This window comes from Phyllobacterium sp. 628 (assembly GCF_014189505.1).
Lineage (GTDB): Bacteria > Pseudomonadota > Alphaproteobacteria > Rhizobiales > Rhizobiaceae > Phyllobacterium.
The window spans coordinates 877,449-892,758 of the sequence record NZ_CP050301.1 but is presented as its reverse complement, the minus strand read 5'-3'; the positions used below and the strand labels follow the sequence as shown (position 1 = coordinate 892,758).

General features: G+C 55.1%; 17 protein-coding genes. 6 read left to right on the top strand and 11 right to left on the bottom strand.

Going from position 1 to position 15,310, the window contains the following annotated elements; all coding sequences use genetic code 11:
* Window positions 1–62 precede the first annotated feature (62 nt).
* Complete coding sequence (locus HB779_RS05965; protein ID WP_188344854.1) at window positions 63–644, top strand: DUF2239 family protein; 582 nt, start codon at window positions 63–65, stop codon at window positions 642–644.
* Between the two features lie 216 nt (window positions 645–860).
* On the top strand, window positions 861–3,155 hold the full coding sequence (locus HB779_RS05960) for a hypothetical protein (RefSeq protein ID WP_188344853.1): 2,295 nt from the start codon (window positions 861–863) through the stop codon (window positions 3,153–3,155).
* Between the two features lie 166 nt (window positions 3,156–3,321).
* Here HB779_RS05960 and HB779_RS05955 read toward each other — a convergent pair whose 3' ends face one another.
* Entirely contained in the window at window positions 3,322–4,104 is a 783-nt protein-coding gene (locus HB779_RS05955; RefSeq protein WP_188344852.1) for an ATP/GTP-binding protein, read from the bottom strand.
* 212 nt (window positions 4,105–4,316) lie between these two features.
* Between HB779_RS05955 and HB779_RS05950 the strand changes: the two genes are divergently transcribed.
* Window positions 4,317–5,075, top strand: a complete 759-nt coding sequence (locus HB779_RS05950; protein WP_188344851.1) for a helix-turn-helix transcriptional regulator — start codon at window positions 4,317–4,319, stop codon at window positions 5,073–5,075.
* Between the two features lie 4 nt (window positions 5,076–5,079).
* Here the strand turns inward: HB779_RS05950 and HB779_RS05945 are convergent, their stop codons facing one another.
* The 4 genes from HB779_RS05945 to HB779_RS05930 form a co-directional block, all read right to left on the bottom strand.
* Window positions 5,080–5,496 (bottom strand): type II toxin-antitoxin system VapC family toxin, encoded by a 417-nt coding sequence (locus tag HB779_RS05945; RefSeq protein WP_188344850.1) that lies wholly within the window; start codon window positions 5,494–5,496, stop codon window positions 5,080–5,082.
* Window position 5,497: 1 nt separating this feature from the next.
* On the bottom strand, window positions 5,498–5,728 hold the full coding sequence (locus tag HB779_RS05940; RefSeq protein ID WP_188345797.1) for an AbrB/MazE/SpoVT family DNA-binding domain-containing protein: 231 nt from the start codon (window positions 5,726–5,728) through the stop codon (window positions 5,498–5,500).
* A gap of 145 nt (window positions 5,729–5,873) precedes the next feature.
* Window positions 5,874–7,862: a PhoX family phosphatase gene (locus HB779_RS05935; RefSeq protein WP_188344849.1), complete on the bottom strand. Its 1,989-nt coding sequence runs from the start codon at window positions 7,860–7,862 to the stop codon at window positions 5,874–5,876.
* Between the two features lie 532 nt (window positions 7,863–8,394).
* Window positions 8,395–9,378, bottom strand: coding sequence for a threonine/serine dehydratase (locus HB779_RS05930; protein WP_188345796.1), 984 nt, complete (start codon window positions 9,376–9,378; stop codon window positions 8,395–8,397).
* A gap of 154 nt (window positions 9,379–9,532) precedes the next feature.
* Between HB779_RS05930 and mbfA the strand changes: the two genes are divergently transcribed.
* Window positions 9,533–10,516: an iron exporter MbfA gene (gene mbfA / locus HB779_RS05925; protein WP_188344848.1), complete on the top strand. Its 984-nt coding sequence runs from the start codon at window positions 9,533–9,535 to the stop codon at window positions 10,514–10,516.
* A gap of 8 nt (window positions 10,517–10,524) precedes the next feature.
* Here mbfA and HB779_RS05920 read toward each other — a convergent pair whose 3' ends face one another.
* Window positions 10,525–10,986 carry an Lrp/AsnC family transcriptional regulator gene (locus HB779_RS05920; protein WP_188344847.1) on the bottom strand — a complete coding sequence of 154 codons (462 nt, stop codon included), beginning with the start codon at window positions 10,984–10,986 and terminating at the stop codon, window positions 10,525–10,527.
* A 111-nt stretch (window positions 10,987–11,097) separates the two neighbouring features.
* Here HB779_RS05920 and HB779_RS05915 point away from each other — a divergent pair, with 111 nt between their 5' ends.
* Together HB779_RS05915 and HB779_RS25570 are read left to right on the top strand one after the other, a co-directional pair.
* The gene (locus tag HB779_RS05915; protein ID WP_188344846.1) at window positions 11,098–11,709 is read left to right on the top strand and encodes a LysE family translocator; all 612 of its coding nucleotides are present in this window, start codon (window positions 11,098–11,100) and stop codon (window positions 11,707–11,709) included.
* A gap of 416 nt (window positions 11,710–12,125) precedes the next feature.
* Entirely contained in the window at window positions 12,126–12,260 is a 135-nt protein-coding gene (locus tag HB779_RS25570) for a hypothetical protein (RefSeq protein WP_256440632.1), read from the top strand.
* On the opposite strand, the gene HB779_RS05910 is transcribed toward HB779_RS25570, so the two are convergent.
* From HB779_RS05910 to HB779_RS05890, 5 genes are all read right to left on the bottom strand, one after another.
* Complete coding sequence (locus HB779_RS05910; protein ID WP_188344845.1) at window positions 12,251–12,598, bottom strand: antibiotic biosynthesis monooxygenase; 348 nt, start codon at window positions 12,596–12,598, stop codon at window positions 12,251–12,253. The two genes, HB779_RS25570 and HB779_RS05910, sit on opposite strands and share 10 nt — an antisense overlap.
* Complete coding sequence (locus tag HB779_RS05905) at window positions 12,595–12,927, bottom strand: NIPSNAP family protein (RefSeq protein WP_188344844.1); 333 nt, start codon at window positions 12,925–12,927, stop codon at window positions 12,595–12,597. The genes HB779_RS05910 and HB779_RS05905 overlap by 4 nt, the downstream gene beginning before the upstream one ends.
* Window positions 12,928–13,087: 160 nt before the next feature.
* A complete protein-coding gene (gene cysK, locus HB779_RS05900) occupies window positions 13,088–14,062 on the bottom strand; it encodes a cysteine synthase A (RefSeq protein WP_188344843.1) in 975 nt (324 codons plus the stop codon).
* A gap of 137 nt (window positions 14,063–14,199) precedes the next feature.
* Complete coding sequence (locus HB779_RS05895; protein WP_188344842.1) at window positions 14,200–14,820, bottom strand: LysE family translocator; 621 nt, start codon at window positions 14,818–14,820, stop codon at window positions 14,200–14,202.
* A 94-nt stretch (window positions 14,821–14,914) separates the two neighbouring features.
* Complete coding sequence (locus tag HB779_RS05890; protein ID WP_188344841.1) at window positions 14,915–15,304, bottom strand: hypothetical protein; 390 nt, start codon at window positions 15,302–15,304, stop codon at window positions 14,915–14,917.
* Window positions 15,305–15,310 lie beyond the last annotated feature (6 nt).

The following is a 15,310-nucleotide window of genomic DNA, read 5'->3' as shown; positions in this document are numbered from 1 at the left end:
GTATATTGACGTGCAAATTTTATCCGGATAAAAATCACTCGCAAATGATGTGAGTGAGAACAATGGACAAGCAACAGCAGACGTGCACCGCCTTTGCCGGTGAAAGGCGCATTGCGTCCGGAATGCTGGACACCGTGGCGCTCGCTGTGAAACGCGCAAGCGATGCCAATCCTGATCATACGATCCTGATCTTCGACGACCGAACCGGCAAGCAGGTGGAGTTTGACCTGCGCGGCAGTGACGCGGACATTCTGGCACGGCTGGATGATCCTATACTCGAAGAAGCGCGGCGTCCCGGCAGGCCGAAACTCGGGGTGACGGCGCGGGAAATCACCCTGCTGCCGCGTCATTGGGAGTGGCTGCAACAACAGCCAGGCGGTGCATCCGTGACCTTGCGCAAACTGGTCGATGCGGCACGCGTCAATGATGGCGGACGAGAGATTAGACGGCAGGCGCAGGAAGCGGCGGACCGGGTGATGATGGTGCTCGCCGGAAACCAGCCGCACTATGAAGACACGGCGCGCGCACTTTATGCCGGCAATTATCAGCGCTTTATCGAACTGACCGAGGGCTGGCCGCAGGATGTGCGCGACCACATACGGCAACTGGCAGAACCGGTATTTGACTGGCCGGACCAAGTCTAGGCTGCAAGCAGGCTGCTGGCACCAACCCACGCCTTCGATAATACCTTAGTTTAATACCCACAATTCTGGCACAGACGTTGCTGGACTGTCCCCGTTAGCTTGCGGCCGCGCCTGTCTCCTAGCAGGTTCATCTGGCAAGAAACATTCATATTTATGTGTGTTTTCAAGGCGCGTCTTCTCCTGGAAGAACGATCGCCAAACGAGGGGTATTTCAGGATGATGCAATGGATCAAACCGGGCACACGCCGCGCGTGCCTATTTGGTGCGCTGCTTGCCGTTTTGGCGGGCTGCGATGGTGACGGAAATACGGGACAACAATCCGGGACTTTCGAAACGGACGCTTCGCAAGTAGCCGCAACCGATCAATCACAAGTGGAACAGAAGCCGGTTGTCGGCACCGTAACGCCAGTCCCCGGTACGGATTCGCTGCCGGTGACCAGCGGTGGTGAAGCAATTTCCTTGGTCGATCCAAACAAGGACAGCCAGATCATTGTGCCTCCACCCGCTCTTGTGAAAGCGACCCGCTTTACGGAAATTGCACCAGATACGACCGGCGGGGCAACATACCACTCGTCACCAGCACTTGAATATGATCTTGGCAATCTGGTGGCGCAGTGGAGCGACGATGCGGCTGCATTTACCTCACCAAGTACTTTTATTACGCCGGTCCGGGGTTGGATACGTTATCCCGAAAAGCCGCTTGGCACCTCAAGTTCCCCTGACAAATATCCGGTGATCATATTCCTGCACGGACAGCACGATAAAACTGATCCGAGCTATGAGGGTTATGACTATCTGGCGAAGGATCTGGCAGAACACGGCTATGTGGTTCTATCTATAGATGCCAACGCGATCAACACCGTAGGAGATGACTCTAGTCAATCGCGCGCGCAACTGATCCTCGGCACGCTGGATCGCATGCGCGAGATCGACGGCTTTGGCCAGATCGATCTCGGGGCTAATCTTGGAAAACTTGATCCCCTGAAGGGCAAGCTCGATTTCACCCGCGTCGGAATCATTGGACATTCACGAGGCGGCCAGGGTGTCGCGAACACAATTCTTTTCAACGAGATCCGGAGTGGCGTCAGGGAAGAGGAGTTGAAAGCAACCTTGCTTGCCAAACCCAGCAACTTCCAAACAGCTTATCCGGAACTCGCCGCCGCAGTCACGCCGGCCGTCAAAGCCATCCCGGCTACGGAGGCCACAGCTACGGTTCCGGCAACACCAGCCAGTCTCGATCCCCAAAAATTCCGCGACGCAATTATCAAATACAATATTTTTTATGCGTCAGGTACCAATAATGCCAATGGCAACGCGGCCCCCTTCTATATGTTCAAAGGCGCCTTTCTAGTGGGGCCAACGGATTCTGGCGGCAATCAGGGCCTGAGCAATGTTCCGCTTGCCGCTCTACTCCCCTCATGCGATGGGGATGTGTTCAATCTTCACGGCGCTTCGACCTACGATCGTAACCGCTTCGGGCGCGCTGGTGATACAGCACCACGCTACCAGATTATGGTAAACGGAGCGAACCACAACGACTATAATACGATTTGGACAAAAGATGATTTCGCGGACGCCTGGTGGGGGAAGGCCGCCGGACCCGCTTACTGTTATAGAAGACCTGACCAAAAGGACAGTATCCGACTAACCGCGGAAGACCAACGTCGTACCGGCCTTTTCATTATTAATTCCTTCATGCGTTATCACGTCGGTGGTGAACAGAAATTCGCACCTTGGTGGAATGGTCACGCGCAATTGCCTGAGGCAGTCTGCCCTGGCGGGAAAGGGACCTGTGACGAGCGGGTGGAGTTGACCGTGCAGAAAGCGGATAGTCTCCAAAAGACAATTCAACGTTTCGAATGGGTCGACAGCCTTAAACGCAACGTACTCGGTGGGGCGATCACTTTAGTCGGGTTCGATTACATTGCGCGTTGCGACACACCATCTGTCGCAAATGTGGGCGGAAATTGCCTGCCTAAGCGGCTGCCGGACTTTAAATACCACGATTGGGAGGGATATGGTCTGTTTTCAATTGCTGATCACGCCGAACTCGTTTGGTCGAAACCAAATGCGACAATCACTACGGATCTCGTAAGCATATCTGCGGCGAGCTACGATTCTCTGACCTTTCGCATCGCGGTGGTACGGCCGATGGGGCAGGAAGTGATGGTAACTCTCACTGATAGTACAGGCAAGACCGCGACCGTCGCAGCCAGTGATTTCAGCAACGCGCTGTACAACGGCCCAAGGGTGAAGAAAGGCGGCGATACGCCGAAAGACCAGGATTTACCAATGGTCGATGACCCCGCCGACGCACCTTATGCCAGTGGTCAGGTGAAAATACTCATGAACATGGTCGCCATCCCGCTTAAAGCATTCGAGGGCGTCGACATGACCAAACTCAAAGAGCTCAAACTTTCCTTTCCCAAGGAGAGCGGCAAGGTGGCGATTACCGATATTGAGCTGCAAAATCTCGGCCGGGATAAGCCGATGCAGACGGCAGCACAATGATGTTTGATGCATGTCACACAGGGTCCCCGCGCTGATCAACGCGGGACTTCGGCAATTCAGCCGCCCTCAATCGAGCCAATAGTGTCGGCAACGGGCGGCAATCCGCCAGAATGATTAATCCACCCCGCATGGAAGCCTCCGTGCGGGGTAGGTAAGTGTTCACTCGTCAATCGAGTTCCTTAAACTTCAAGGCGCGCAACTCACCTTCATTCATCATCGGCACATAGATCGTGTCTTCATCCGAACCGATATCGGCACTGCCGGGTTTGAACTGCGCAACCGCTTTAGGCGCTTGGCCCTCAGGGATGCGATAGAGTGTACCTTTCAAATAGTCTGTGACGTAGATAGAACCCGAAAAGGAAACGATCCCGTCCACATTGGCAAAGCCAGTTGCTTTGGGGAAAGGCGTGACGACCTTGGTGGTTGTGTCGACAGAAACCAGACCACCCGGATGATCCGTACTGAAATCTGGATGCAGCCCCTCGCCCCATGAGCCGACAACTAGCTTGCCCGCCTCGGCCAAGATACCGTTGGGCGTCTTCAAATCAGAACTTTCCAGCCAAAGCTCAATCTTGCCATCCGCATAGCGATAGATACGGTTCGCCAGCATATCCGTAACAAACACCTCGCCGCTTTCCGAAGCGGTAACATCGTTGAGAAAGAAAGCCTTTTCCGGTGCCAGTGTTTCGACGATCTTGCCGGTGTCCAAATCAACGATCCTCAACTTGGTTATATCCGAAACGAACAGCCGGTTGCCGACAATTGCCATACCCTTGGGTGCGTCGAACCCATTGGACCAGTCCATCTGGATGATCTGTCCATCATGGGAAATCAGCGAGAGATAACCATTGCCGTCGGCAACATCCGGCGCGCCATTGATGTTGCTCACAATCAGACGCTGATGCGCTTTGTCGTAAAGAACGGATTCGGGATTTTTGAAACCTGACACTTTCCAGACTTCTTTCGCAGGACCTGCTGCCACAGGGGTAACTAACGTTGCTGTCAAAACGGCAAAGGCCGATATGATCCTGTATCCTAAGTGCATGATAATTCTCCTTGTCAAACTGGAGAAAGCATTAGATTATTAGACCAAAAGAGAAATATGGCTCATGTTGAGTATTGATTTACGATACCTTTTGGCCATTTCCAGGATCAATTTTGATGAACAAGCTGCTGTTTGAAACCCTGAAGCGCGGTTTGAAGGCCAAGAATGTCACCTATGGCGATCTGGCTCGGCGCATGAAATTGTCCGAGCCGACGATCAAACGCATCTTTCAGGAGAAAGACTGCAAATTTGGCCGTCTGGTCGATATCTGCAATGCGGCCGGGATTGAGATCGAACATCTCATTGGATCGATGAACCGCGCGCCCGAGCAAGGCAGCAAGGTGACGCTGGATGTGCAGCGGAAACTGGCGCAGAATCAATCGCTGTTTTTTGTGCTGATCCTGGTGCTGGAAAAATTCTCGCCGGAAAGCATCATGCGCATTCATGGATTGAGCGAAGCCAGCATGTTTCTTTACCTGCGCGATTTGGAAAAGCTCGGGCTTATCGAACTTGGCCGTGGTCTGAATTTTCGCCTGATTGTCGAGCAGCCGGTACAATGGAATTTTGATGGTCCGCTGCATGCGACATTCATCATGATGAACCGCAATTTCATCAGCTGGTGTATTGGGCATCGCCGGGATGACGGTAACTTCATCAGTTTTTCCCGTCCCATGCGCCGGCAGACTGCAGACCTGTTACGGCAGGAAGCGGAAGAACTCGCCGAACGGGCAAAGCTGCTTTCGCATTATGACCAGCAAACCACACCGGAAGATGATCTCGTGGGCTATAAATGGGCTTGGGGTTTCGGCGCCTCACCCTTTGGCGAAATGATGCATGTGGATCCGCATCCCCGGGAGAAGCCGGTTATTGCGTAAGTATTTACTTACTTATATCCTCATCTGGTACTATCAGGTTCAATGATTTGAAGTAGGTGCGATAGCGCGCAGCGTCCCTTGTCAAAAGTGGCATGTTTTCGACAAGCGCATGGGCGCCTATAAAGAAATCCGGCAGAACATTGGTACGCGAACCGCCACTTTGGCGGTACTGGCTGAACGCTTTGCCAGCCAGGAAAAGCGCCGAACGTGACATGGGTACTAACGCGATTTGCGCCTGCTCAATAAACTGATCCAGATCCTCTATACGCTCATATCTCACTGAAAGCTCGGCATAGACGATATCATTGATCAGAAGCGGTCCATCCAGAAAGGCCTCTTCCAGACGCGCAATGGACCAATCAGCCCAACGTGAATCGTTGGCGACAATATCAAGCAGAATATTGGTATCGACCAGCGTCACGTCAGATTTTGCCGCGCGTCAGCGCCATAATCTCGTCTGTGCTCAAACCCTTCCCAGCATGCCCGCGCAGCTTCTCGAACATGCTTGCCGCCGACTTTTTCTTGACCGGTACGAGAACAACATTTCCGTCGGCATCACGACGGAAATCTACCCTGCTCCCCGGCACAATTCCAAGGAGATCACGAACCGGTTTGGGAATTGTAACCTGCCCCTTTGTGGTGACTGTCGTCATTGCAACCTCGGTAATACTTAATTTTTTGAAGGTATTACCTTTGATCACATTTTTCAAGATGCATACGATTCAGCTTTGGTAGTAGCAAAAACGAAATCCCCCCCTCGCAACAGGACGTTGCAAGGGGGGATTTTCATTGAAAATATCAAACAGCGATCTTGCCGCCACCCTTTTTGGTGATGGCGACCACGGACGGGCGCACCGGCATATCATCCTTGAAGTCCGGCCAGCGGGTGGACAGATCCTCGTAGTAGGATGGACGGCCGAACGGCTTCCAGTCTTCACCGCCATCGCCCGGATGCTGTACGGCAACCATCATGGTCTGCATATCAGGCAGGACAAGCGGGCCGCACATTTCAGCGCCAACCGGGACACGGAAGAACAGTTTCGACGTGGCGCGTGCGCCGCCTTCCGTATCAATGGCCCAGATACCATCGGTGCGGCCGGTGTCCTTCGGCGAATTACCATCCGTGGCAACCCAAAGGCGGCCGGTGGCATCAACCGCGCAATTGTCCGGCATGCCGAACCAGCCGTTCTTGGTCGTCTCTGTCGAGAAGGAAGCGCCGACGTCGGCCACCGTAGGATCACCGCATTTCAACAGGATTTCCCACTTGCCCTTAGTGGCAGCAAAATTGCCGTCTTCCTCGGCGATCTCGACGATGTGACCAAAGGCGTTCTTGGCGCGCGGATTGACCGCATCGACCTGATCGTCCTTGCGCTTGGTGTTGTTGGTCAGCATGACATAGACCTTGCCGTTGACAGCATTCGGGCCAATGTCTTCCGGACGGTCCATCTTGGTCGCACCCAGCAGATCGCCAGCACGGCGGGTTTCGATCAGAACGTCGGCCTGCGAATGGAAGCCATTGGCTTCGGTCAGCGGGCCCTGACCAAACACAACCGGCAGCCAGTTTAGAGAGCCGTCAACATCGAACTTGGCGACATACAGCGTGCCCTCGTCGAGAAGATCGAGATTGGCAGCGCGGTTATCCGGGTTGAACTTGCCTGCGGTAACGAATTTGTAGACGTAATCGAAACGTTCGTCATCGCCGAGATAGAAAACAACGCGGCCATCCTTGGCGACGATGGAGTCGGCACCTTCATGCTTGAAACGGCCAAGCGCAGTGCGCTTCTTCGGTATGGAATTGGGATCATTCACATCGATCTCGACCACCCAGCCAAAGCGGTTGGCTTCATTGGGTTCCTTCGACACGTCAAAACGATCGTGGAACTTGCCCCATTCATAAACGCCTTCGGGAATGCCCATGCGTTTGTAATTGGCCGCTTCCTTGCTGTCCTCGGGCAGTTTGCCAAGGAAATAGCCGTGAACGTTTTCTTCGCCCGACACGTAAGTGCCCCACGGCGTGACGCCGCCCGAACAATTGTTGATGGTGCCGAAGACTTTCTTGCCTGACGCGTCGGCATTGGTCTTGACGCGGTCATGTCCGGCAACGGGACCGGAGAGCTGCATTTCCGTGTTGGCGGTGATGCGGCGGTTGAGCTTGCCGTCCTTGATGACCGCCCATTTGCCATCGGTCTTCTTAATTTCGACAACGGTGCCGCCATGGGCTGCCATTTCAATATCGACGCGCTGCTTGTCAGCAGGCGAAACACTGATCTTGCCGTCGGCAACCTTGACGATGCCGGGGAACATCAAATGTTCATTGGTGTATTCGTGATTGACCACAAGCAGGCCATGTTCGGACGAGCCGTCAAGCGGGATGTAGCCGACATAGTCATTGTTATAGCCGAATTGCTTGGCCTGGGATTCCGGCGTCTGGTTCTTCGGATCGAAAGCAGGAGAATCCGGGAACAGGGCATCGCCCCAGCGCAACAGCACATCGGCATCGTAGCCGGCGGCGACATGGTGCTTTTCATCGATACCCACTTCGACTTCCTCGAAGACAAAAGCAGATTTGCTTTCGGCGCGGGCATCATCGGCCAGCATCAGCGCCATAGGGCTGACAGTTGCGGCAATGGCGGATATGGCGAGCGAGCCTTTCAGGAAACCACGGCGCGAAAACCGCGCGGCGATGATCTCGCCCATGGTGGCATTATCGGACAGGTTATGACCCGGGCCGTCATTTTCTTCGAGCAGGCTGGTACGGAATGGCTGTTCGGGAGCGTGTTCGTTCATGGGGCTGACCTCTGGCTATCTGGCTGGGGGAGCGGCTTCGAACCGTATCCGATCGCTAAAAGGTCAGCGTAACAGTTTGATGACATGAGGGCGCATATCTGCGGTGATTGGTCGAAGGTTTAAGATTGCTTGTGCAGACTTTGTGCGTGGTTCGCCCTTCGACAAGCTCAGGAAGCTTAAAATGAGGAAGAGTGTTTGATCGCATGGATCCTAATCTTCAACACTGCAAGTTAGCCTGGCAACCACCTCATTCACTCACAGTACGGCAACGTTAGAGCTGGCGCAGAATTTGGCTCCCACCCTCCCCCGATGTGGGGAGGGTCGGACCTTTAGGTCCGGGGTGGGGGATACCTCATAAGATTGGTGTAGAAGTATCCCGGCTTTTTGAGCTCAAAAACCCAGTCGCTCAGATGCCCCACCCCGCTGCGATGCAGCGACCCTCCCCACGAGGGGGAGGGTGGGAGCCATATTCTGCAATACAGGTCCATCTCATAAGGAACCCGACACGTGAGCGATTGCTTTTAAGCATCAATTAAGCAGCCGCAATCAGCCCGCTATAGATAGCAAGATCGACATTACCGCCCGAAAGCACCACAGCCACGGTTTTCCCAGCAAGGTCAGTCTGGCGATTGGCAATCGCCGCCAGCGCAACACAGCCACCGGGCTCGACAACAACCTTCAGAAATGTTGCGGCATCACGCATGGCCGCAGCCACGGCCTTGTCGGAAACCGCAATACCACCGGCGAGATTCTGCCGGTTGATCGGGAATGTCAGATCGCCCGGTTGCGGCGTCAGGATCGCATCACAGATCGAGTGGTGGCCCGGTTCATTGGCAATCTGGGTGCCAGCAATCAGCGAGCGGCGCAGATCATCGAAATTTTCCGGCTCCGCACCCCAGATACGCGTCTTGGGCGAACGCGCCTTGACCGCAACAGAAATGCCGCTGATCAAACCGCCACCGCCACTCGGCACATAAACATCGTCAAATTCGATACCGCGTTCCTCCGCCTCGTCCACCAGTTCCAGCCCGATGGTACCCTGCCCGGCAATGATCGCCGGATCGTCATAGGGCGGGACCAGAATCATGCCGCGATCATTGATATAGACAGAGGCGATCGCTTCGCGGCTCTCCTTATAGCGGTCATAGAGCACCACCTCGGCACCATAGGATTTCGTATTGGCGATTTTCAACTGCGGCGCATCGAACGGCATGATGATGACGGCCTTGATGCCGAAGAGCTGGGCGGAACTTGCTACACCCTGCGCATGATTGCCGGAGGAAAAGGCGACGATGCCACGCTTGCGCTCATCCGCCGTCATCTGGCTGATGCGGTTATAGGCGCCACGAAACTTGAACGATCCTGTACGCTGCAGACATTCCGGCTTAAACAGGACTCGCCCGCCATATTTGTCATTAAGCGCCGGGGATTCGATGAGACGGGTGGAAAAAAGCTCGCCGTTAAGGCGTTTGGCAGCAGCGACAATGTCGGAATTTTCAACGGCGAGAAGGGTCATCGGATCCTCGGCTATATCTGTGGGCGTGGAATAATTCATACCACCGGCGCGCAGTTTCGCCATCCAAATCATTGTCATCATTGTCCCCGGAGCGCCTCTTGCAAAGCCTGCCTTAAAGTTATAGTTTAGAATTATTCTAAATTAGGATATGACCATGCTCAGCCGCTTCTTCGGCCCTCGCCGCTACGACCTCAACACTTTATCGGAACAGCAGATTCTAGCGCTTGCCATCTCATCGGAAGAGGATGACGCGCGCATTTATCTCGCCTATGCGGACGGACTTCGTGATGATTTTCCGCAAAGCGCCAAGGTGTTCGAGGATATGGCTGAGGAAGAGAACCAGCATCGGCAAGTGCTCATCGATCTGCACCGCGAGCGCTTTGGCGACCGCATTCCACTGATCCGGCGCGAGCATGTGCGGGGTTATCTCGAGCGCAAGCCCGACTGGCTGGTGCGGCCCCTTGGCATCGACAAGGTACGGGCGATGGCGGAGAAGATGGAGGAGCAGGCTTACCGTTTCTATACGGAAGCGGTGAAGCTGGTCAGCGATGCCTCGACCCGCAAATTGCTGGGCGATCTTGCCATTGCCGAAAAGACGCATGAATCACTGGCGCACCGGCTGGGCGAACAGCATACGCCGGACGCGGTGCAGCAGGACGAGAAACAGACGGAGAAGCGCCAGTTTCTCCTGACCTATGTGCAGCCGGGGCTGGCCGGGTTGATGGACGGTTCCGTTTCAACGCTTGCTCCGATCTTTGCCGCCGCCTTTGCCACACAGGATACATGGCAGACATTTCTCGTCGGCCTTTCCGCATCGCTCGGTGCTGGTATTTCCATGGGATTCACTGAAGCCGCACACGACGATGGCAGGCTATCGGGGCGTGGTTCACCGCTGAAGCGTGGTCTCGCCAATGGTATCATGACGGCGCTCGGCGGCCTTGGTCATGCCCTGCCCTATCTAATCCCGGATTTCTGGACGGCCACGACTATCGCCGCACTGGTGGTTTTCGTCGAGCTCTGGGCGATTGCCTATATCCAGCACAAATATATGGAAACACCGTTCTTCCGCGCCGCCATACAGGTGGTGCTCGGCGGCGGGCTGGTGCTGGCAACCGGTATTCTGATTGGCAATGCCTGACGCCGGGATCAGTCCAGCGGCAACGCATAGGTCTGCTTGACAATCTGGCTCGGAACGTCGGTCTTGACGTTCTGTATGCCGTTCTTGCGCGTCAGGTGCGCAGCCTGAAAGCGCCGGTAGCCATCGAGATCGGCGACCACGACCCGCAACAGCGCATCGCTCTCACCCAGCATGATGTAACATTCGACGACCTGGGGCAGCCGTGTCATCGCTTCAATAAAGTGATCAATGGTTTCGGCATCCTGCGCGATCAGCCATACGCGCGCGAACATGGAGAGCGACAGGTCGACCTTCGCCGGGTTCAGCACGGCGACATAGCGGTCGATAATCCCGGCCTCCTCCAACAGCCGCACCCGGCGCAGGCAAGGCGACGGCGATAACCCTGCTTCCCGGGCAAGCTCTATATTCTGAATGCGCCCGTCCTTCTGGAGCGCGCGAAGAATACGCTTGTCTATCTCATCCAATATCATTGGTATTGCCTGCTAAGATTAGTAGTTAAGTATTATTTAGATGCTAATAATCACATGAAAACTGGTATGTTTGCAACCCGATGGCGGCCGCTGTGCCTTACAATGCCAGTTATGGAAACACACACGCTGCTGCTTTTTACCGCCACTGTCCTGCCGCTGATCTGCACGCCGGGTCCAGACATGCTGTTTGTGACATCGCAAGCCATATCAGGCGGAACGGCCGCCGGTTTACGTGCCACGACTGGCGTCTGTCTTGGCTATGTTGTCCACTCGGCACTTGTGGCGCTGGGCATTGCTGTCCTCGTGGCTGCCTCACCGGTGTTGTTTGAAGCGCTGCGGTGGACCGGTATCGTCTATCTGGTTTATCTCGCCTGCAAATTGATTGGTTCGGCACTGAGCGCGAACAAGCTGAACCTTGCCAGCACTGCAATAACGGCACAGGTGCGCCGCGGTTTCCTGACAGCTGTCCTTAATCCCAAGGGCATGATGATCTATTTTGCCATTCTGCCGCAATTCATCCATCCGGGCGGCAGTGTGCCTTTACAGGCGGCCATTCTGTCTGCGGCCTTCATCTTCTGGTGCGGCACTGTCTATACGGTTTTGAGCCTCGCCATCGGCCGCATCGGCAGCCGCAGCACGCTCAGTGACAGGCGCCGCAGAATGATTGAAGGCGGCGCGGGCGGAATGCTGATCGCGGCAGCCGTTTTCATGGCCGGGCGATGAGCACCCTCTCTACAGCTTGGATGTTATCCCTGCACCCGACAAACTGGCGCGCGCGGGACAGGGTCATGCAAACACTGATCCGGGCCGCACATCTTGCACGCATTCAACCAAAGAAAATTCGGTCTGGCAGAGCCTAGCGCTTTTCGCGATCCTTCTTGATGCCGTGCTTCGGGCCATACACGCGGCGACCCCGTTCACCGAATCAAAATGCGGGAAAACCGGTGGTTAACGCCGGGTTTCATTTTTTCTTTTCAACAGGAAAAACAGCGCTTGCCCAATAGGTTAAGGCTAATTTTCCATGAATTTATCTTGTTTTTACCATTCGTATTCAGCAAGCGTTCATCTTTAGAGGTTAAATTTTAGTCAAATGATCGCTAACCGATTTTTCGGGCGATTGCAGATTCAGGATCGAAGATATGACCATACTCGTTCAACTGCGCGACACGCTTCGCGTCGTCCGCGAATTCATTGTACCGACCTACCGGCCGGAACGCCATTACATGCGCGGCCCCGGCCCTGCCTGTGCACAGCGCAACCACGGTCAGGCATGATGGTAACTTCTCGCATCAAGCGGAGCCTCATCACGGGCTCGCAGGCCATAGTCACGCATAACAGCCGCAATCCGCAGCCGGTAATCGGCAAAGACCCCGGCGCGGCCTGCGCTTTGGGCAGCGCGATGTTCCTCGGTCTGGCGCCAAGCCGCAACTGACGCTTCATCACGCCAGAATGACAGGGAAAGATAGCGGTTCTCGTTGGCAAGACTGCGGAACCGTTCGACGGAAATGAACCCGTCCATCTTTTCCAGCAGCGGGCGCAAATTGGCCGCTCGCTCGAAATATTCGTGATCATGGCCGCTGGCCGGCTCAACCTCGAAGATCACCGCAATCATTTGATCAGTCCTCCCCCATTGTTACCCGTGACGCGGCGCAGGAATGTCCGATCCTCACGGCGGATAAACTTGCGTTCCCTGGAAAACTCATAATTGGCCCGGCCCAGCGGATCGGCGCTGAGTCTCGCGCGGTAAGCCTCATAGGCAGCCAGATCGTCAATGTTGTAAATACCATAGGCCAGCGTTGCCGAGCCCTCATGTGGCGCGTAGTAGCCGATCAGATCAGCCCCACAGCGCGGAATTGCCTCGTTCCAGTTGCGCGCATAGTCTTCGAACGCATCTTTCTGATACGGATCGATCTCATATTTGATAATGCAGGTGATAGTCATATCGGCCATTCCTTGTGTGGACTGACCCGGATATTAGAAGCATGCCAACGGCGATGCTTCGATGACGGCCGAAGTATCAATTGAATATTCGGGCTTGAAAACAAACAGCCCCATCCGGCGCTTGGCGCGAGACGGGGCTGATTTTCCGAGACGTTAACGATCAGGCGTCGAGGCCGTCAAACAAGGCTGTTGACAGGTAGCGCTCGGCGAAAGACGGGATGATCACGACAATATTCTTGCCCTTGTTCTCCGGGCGCTTGCCGAGTTCGATGGCGGCGGTAAGTGCGGCGCCGGAGGAGATGCCAACCGGCACGCCTTCGAGCTTGGCCACCAGACGGGCATTGGTGAACGCATCGTCATTGGAGACCTGAATCACCTCGTCATAAATGTGCGTGTCCAACACCTGCGGGGCAAAACCGGCGCCGATGCCCTGAATCTTGTGCGGGCCGGGATTGCCGCCGGAAAGTACAGGCGAGTCCTTGGGCTCAACCGCGACGATCCGCACATCCGGTTTGCGCTGCTTGAGCACCTGACCGACACCGGTAATGGTGCCGCCGGTGCCGATGCCGGAGACGAAAATATCGACTTTGCCGTCCGTATCGTTCCAGATTTCTTCGGCCGTAGTCTTCCGGTGAATTTCCGGATTGGCCGGATTGTCGAACTGGCCAGGGATGACTGCATCCGGTGTTGTTTCGACGAGTTCATTGGCCTTGGCAATAGCGCCCTTCATGCCCTTGGCGCCTTCGGTCAGAACCAGTTCTGCACCGAGCAGCTTGAGCATCTTGCGGCGCTCCACCGACATTGTTTCCGGCATGGTGAGGATGAGGCGATAGCCCTTGGATGCCGCAGCAAATGCGAGCGCAATGCCTGTATTGCCCGAGGTTGGTTCGACCAGCGTGGTCTTGCCGGGCGTGGCTTTGCCCTGCGCTTCCAAAGCCTCGATCAGCGCAACACCAATGCGGTCCTTCACGCTGGCAATCGGATTGAAGAATTCGAGCTTGGCCAGCAGATTGGCGCCGACGCCCTGATCCTTTGCCAGCTTATCAAGGCGAACAATGGGCGTATCGCCGATTGTATCGACAATGGAATTGTAGATACGGCCGCGACCGAGTTTGCGCGCGTCACTCGTGCTCATGGAAGTGCTCCCTCAATTGAACTAACAAACATCTTATGGCGCAGGCTTGAAAATTCATAGTCGAACTCATGCGCAAATGGCACATTCTTGGGAAAAATGTACCAATATGGGTATAGTGTTAGAATAAATTTCTATGGTCAGGAGGTCCGGCCTGCAATGGCCAATGCCGCACCGGCCATGAAAGCAGCGGCCGTACGGTTCAATCTTTTCAATGCCCGTGGTGATTGCAGAAACCAGCGCGCCTTGGCGGCCAGCATAAGATAGGGCACCAGCACAACCAGAAGAGTTAACACCGTGACCGCTGCCAGCACCGCATAATCGCCAAGCGTGATGGTATGCAGATCGATCAATGTCGGCGTCAGCGCGATATAGAAAATCATGGTTTTGGGATTGCCCAGCGTTACGGCAAGACCGGAGAGAATGCCGGAAAAAACACCGCCGCCGCCACTGCGCGCCTCGATCTTTTCAGCCGTGATACCGGCATTCCAGAAACGCCATGCGAGATAGGCAAGATAAGCTACACCCGCCCATTTGATCAGGAGAAACACCGTGCCGAAAGTTTGAGCGAGCATCGACAGGCCAAGTACAACAGCGGTGAGGTATGTCAGATCGCCGATAACGAGGCCGAGCGACATGAACACTGCCGAGCGAAAACCCGAACCCAAAGCGCGCGCGATCAAAGCTGTGATACCCGGCCCCGGAATGGCGGCGGCAATGGCAAGAGCGCCCGAATAGGCAACAAAACCGGCAAGTGTCATGATCGATCTCTATGTGGAGTCAGCGCGGCGGAGAATACTCCGATTTCGGGCGCTGGCAATCCGGATTGGACGCGGTTCAATTTCACGGAGCGTTTCAGTTGTCCGGGCTCACGAAGTTCATATTGATTTCTTTCAAATCCTCATAAAGATCGGGGTTCTCAGCGACAACCTTGTAAGGTGCGCAGCGAACGAGCGCCTGGACGGTACTTTTTGCCAACAGATCGTAGGCATTGCTTTTTTTGGGCGTCGTCACTTGTGGCTGACCGATGATGGAGCCATCCTTTGCAAGCTGAAGTTTCACCGCAACCCTTAATGGTGGGCTTTTGGGCGCTGCTGGCGGTAGCCAGCATCTTGACACGGCCATCCTCAGTTCGTCGGCAATCTTCATGATCCTCGGATCAACCGGTTTCTTGTCCTCCGCATGTACCGGCGCGGTTGCCATTAAAAGCGAAAAACCCAAAGCACCCGCAATTCGTCCGAGCATGCTCAA

Coding starts and splice junctions, on each gene's coding strand:
- HB779_RS05965 (WP_188344854.1), top strand. CDS start 63: ATGGACAAGCAACAGCAGACGTGCACCGCCTTTGCCGGTGAAAGGCGC.
- HB779_RS05960 (WP_188344853.1), top strand. CDS start 861: ATGATGCAATGGATCAAACCGGGCACACGCCGCGCGTGCCTATTTGGT.
- HB779_RS05950 (WP_188344851.1), top strand. CDS start 4,317: ATGAACAAGCTGCTGTTTGAAACCCTGAAGCGCGGTTTGAAGGCCAAG.
- HB779_RS05940 (WP_188345797.1), bottom strand. CDS start 5,728: ATGACGACAGTCACCACAAAGGGGCAGGTTACAATTCCCAAACCGGTT.
- HB779_RS05935 (WP_188344849.1), bottom strand. CDS start 7,862: ATGAACGAACACGCTCCCGAACAGCCATTCCGTACCAGCCTGCTCGAA.
- HB779_RS05930 (WP_188345796.1), bottom strand. CDS start 9,378: ATGACCCTTCTCGCCGTTGAAAATTCCGACATTGTCGCTGCTGCCAAA.
- mbfA (WP_188344848.1), top strand. CDS start 9,533: ATGCTCAGCCGCTTCTTCGGCCCTCGCCGCTACGACCTCAACACTTTA.
- HB779_RS05920 (WP_188344847.1), bottom strand. CDS start 10,986: ATGATATTGGATGAGATAGACAAGCGTATTCTTCGCGCGCTCCAGAAG.
- HB779_RS05915 (WP_188344846.1), top strand. CDS start 11,098: ATGGAAACACACACGCTGCTGCTTTTTACCGCCACTGTCCTGCCGCTG.
- HB779_RS25570 (WP_256440632.1), top strand. CDS start 12,126: ATGACCATACTCGTTCAACTGCGCGACACGCTTCGCGTCGTCCGCGAA.
- HB779_RS05910 (WP_188344845.1), bottom strand. CDS start 12,598: ATGATTGCGGTGATCTTCGAGGTTGAGCCGGCCAGCGGCCATGATCAC.
- HB779_RS05905 (WP_188344844.1), bottom strand. CDS start 12,927: ATGACTATCACCTGCATTATCAAATATGAGATCGATCCGTATCAGAAA.
- cysK (WP_188344843.1), bottom strand. CDS start 14,062: ATGAGCACGAGTGACGCGCGCAAACTCGGTCGCGGCCGTATCTACAAT.
- HB779_RS05895 (WP_188344842.1), bottom strand. CDS start 14,820: ATGACACTTGCCGGTTTTGTTGCCTATTCGGGCGCTCTTGCCATTGCC.
- HB779_RS05890 (WP_188344841.1), bottom strand. CDS start 15,304: ATGCTCGGACGAATTGCGGGTGCTTTGGGTTTTTCGCTTTTAATGGCA.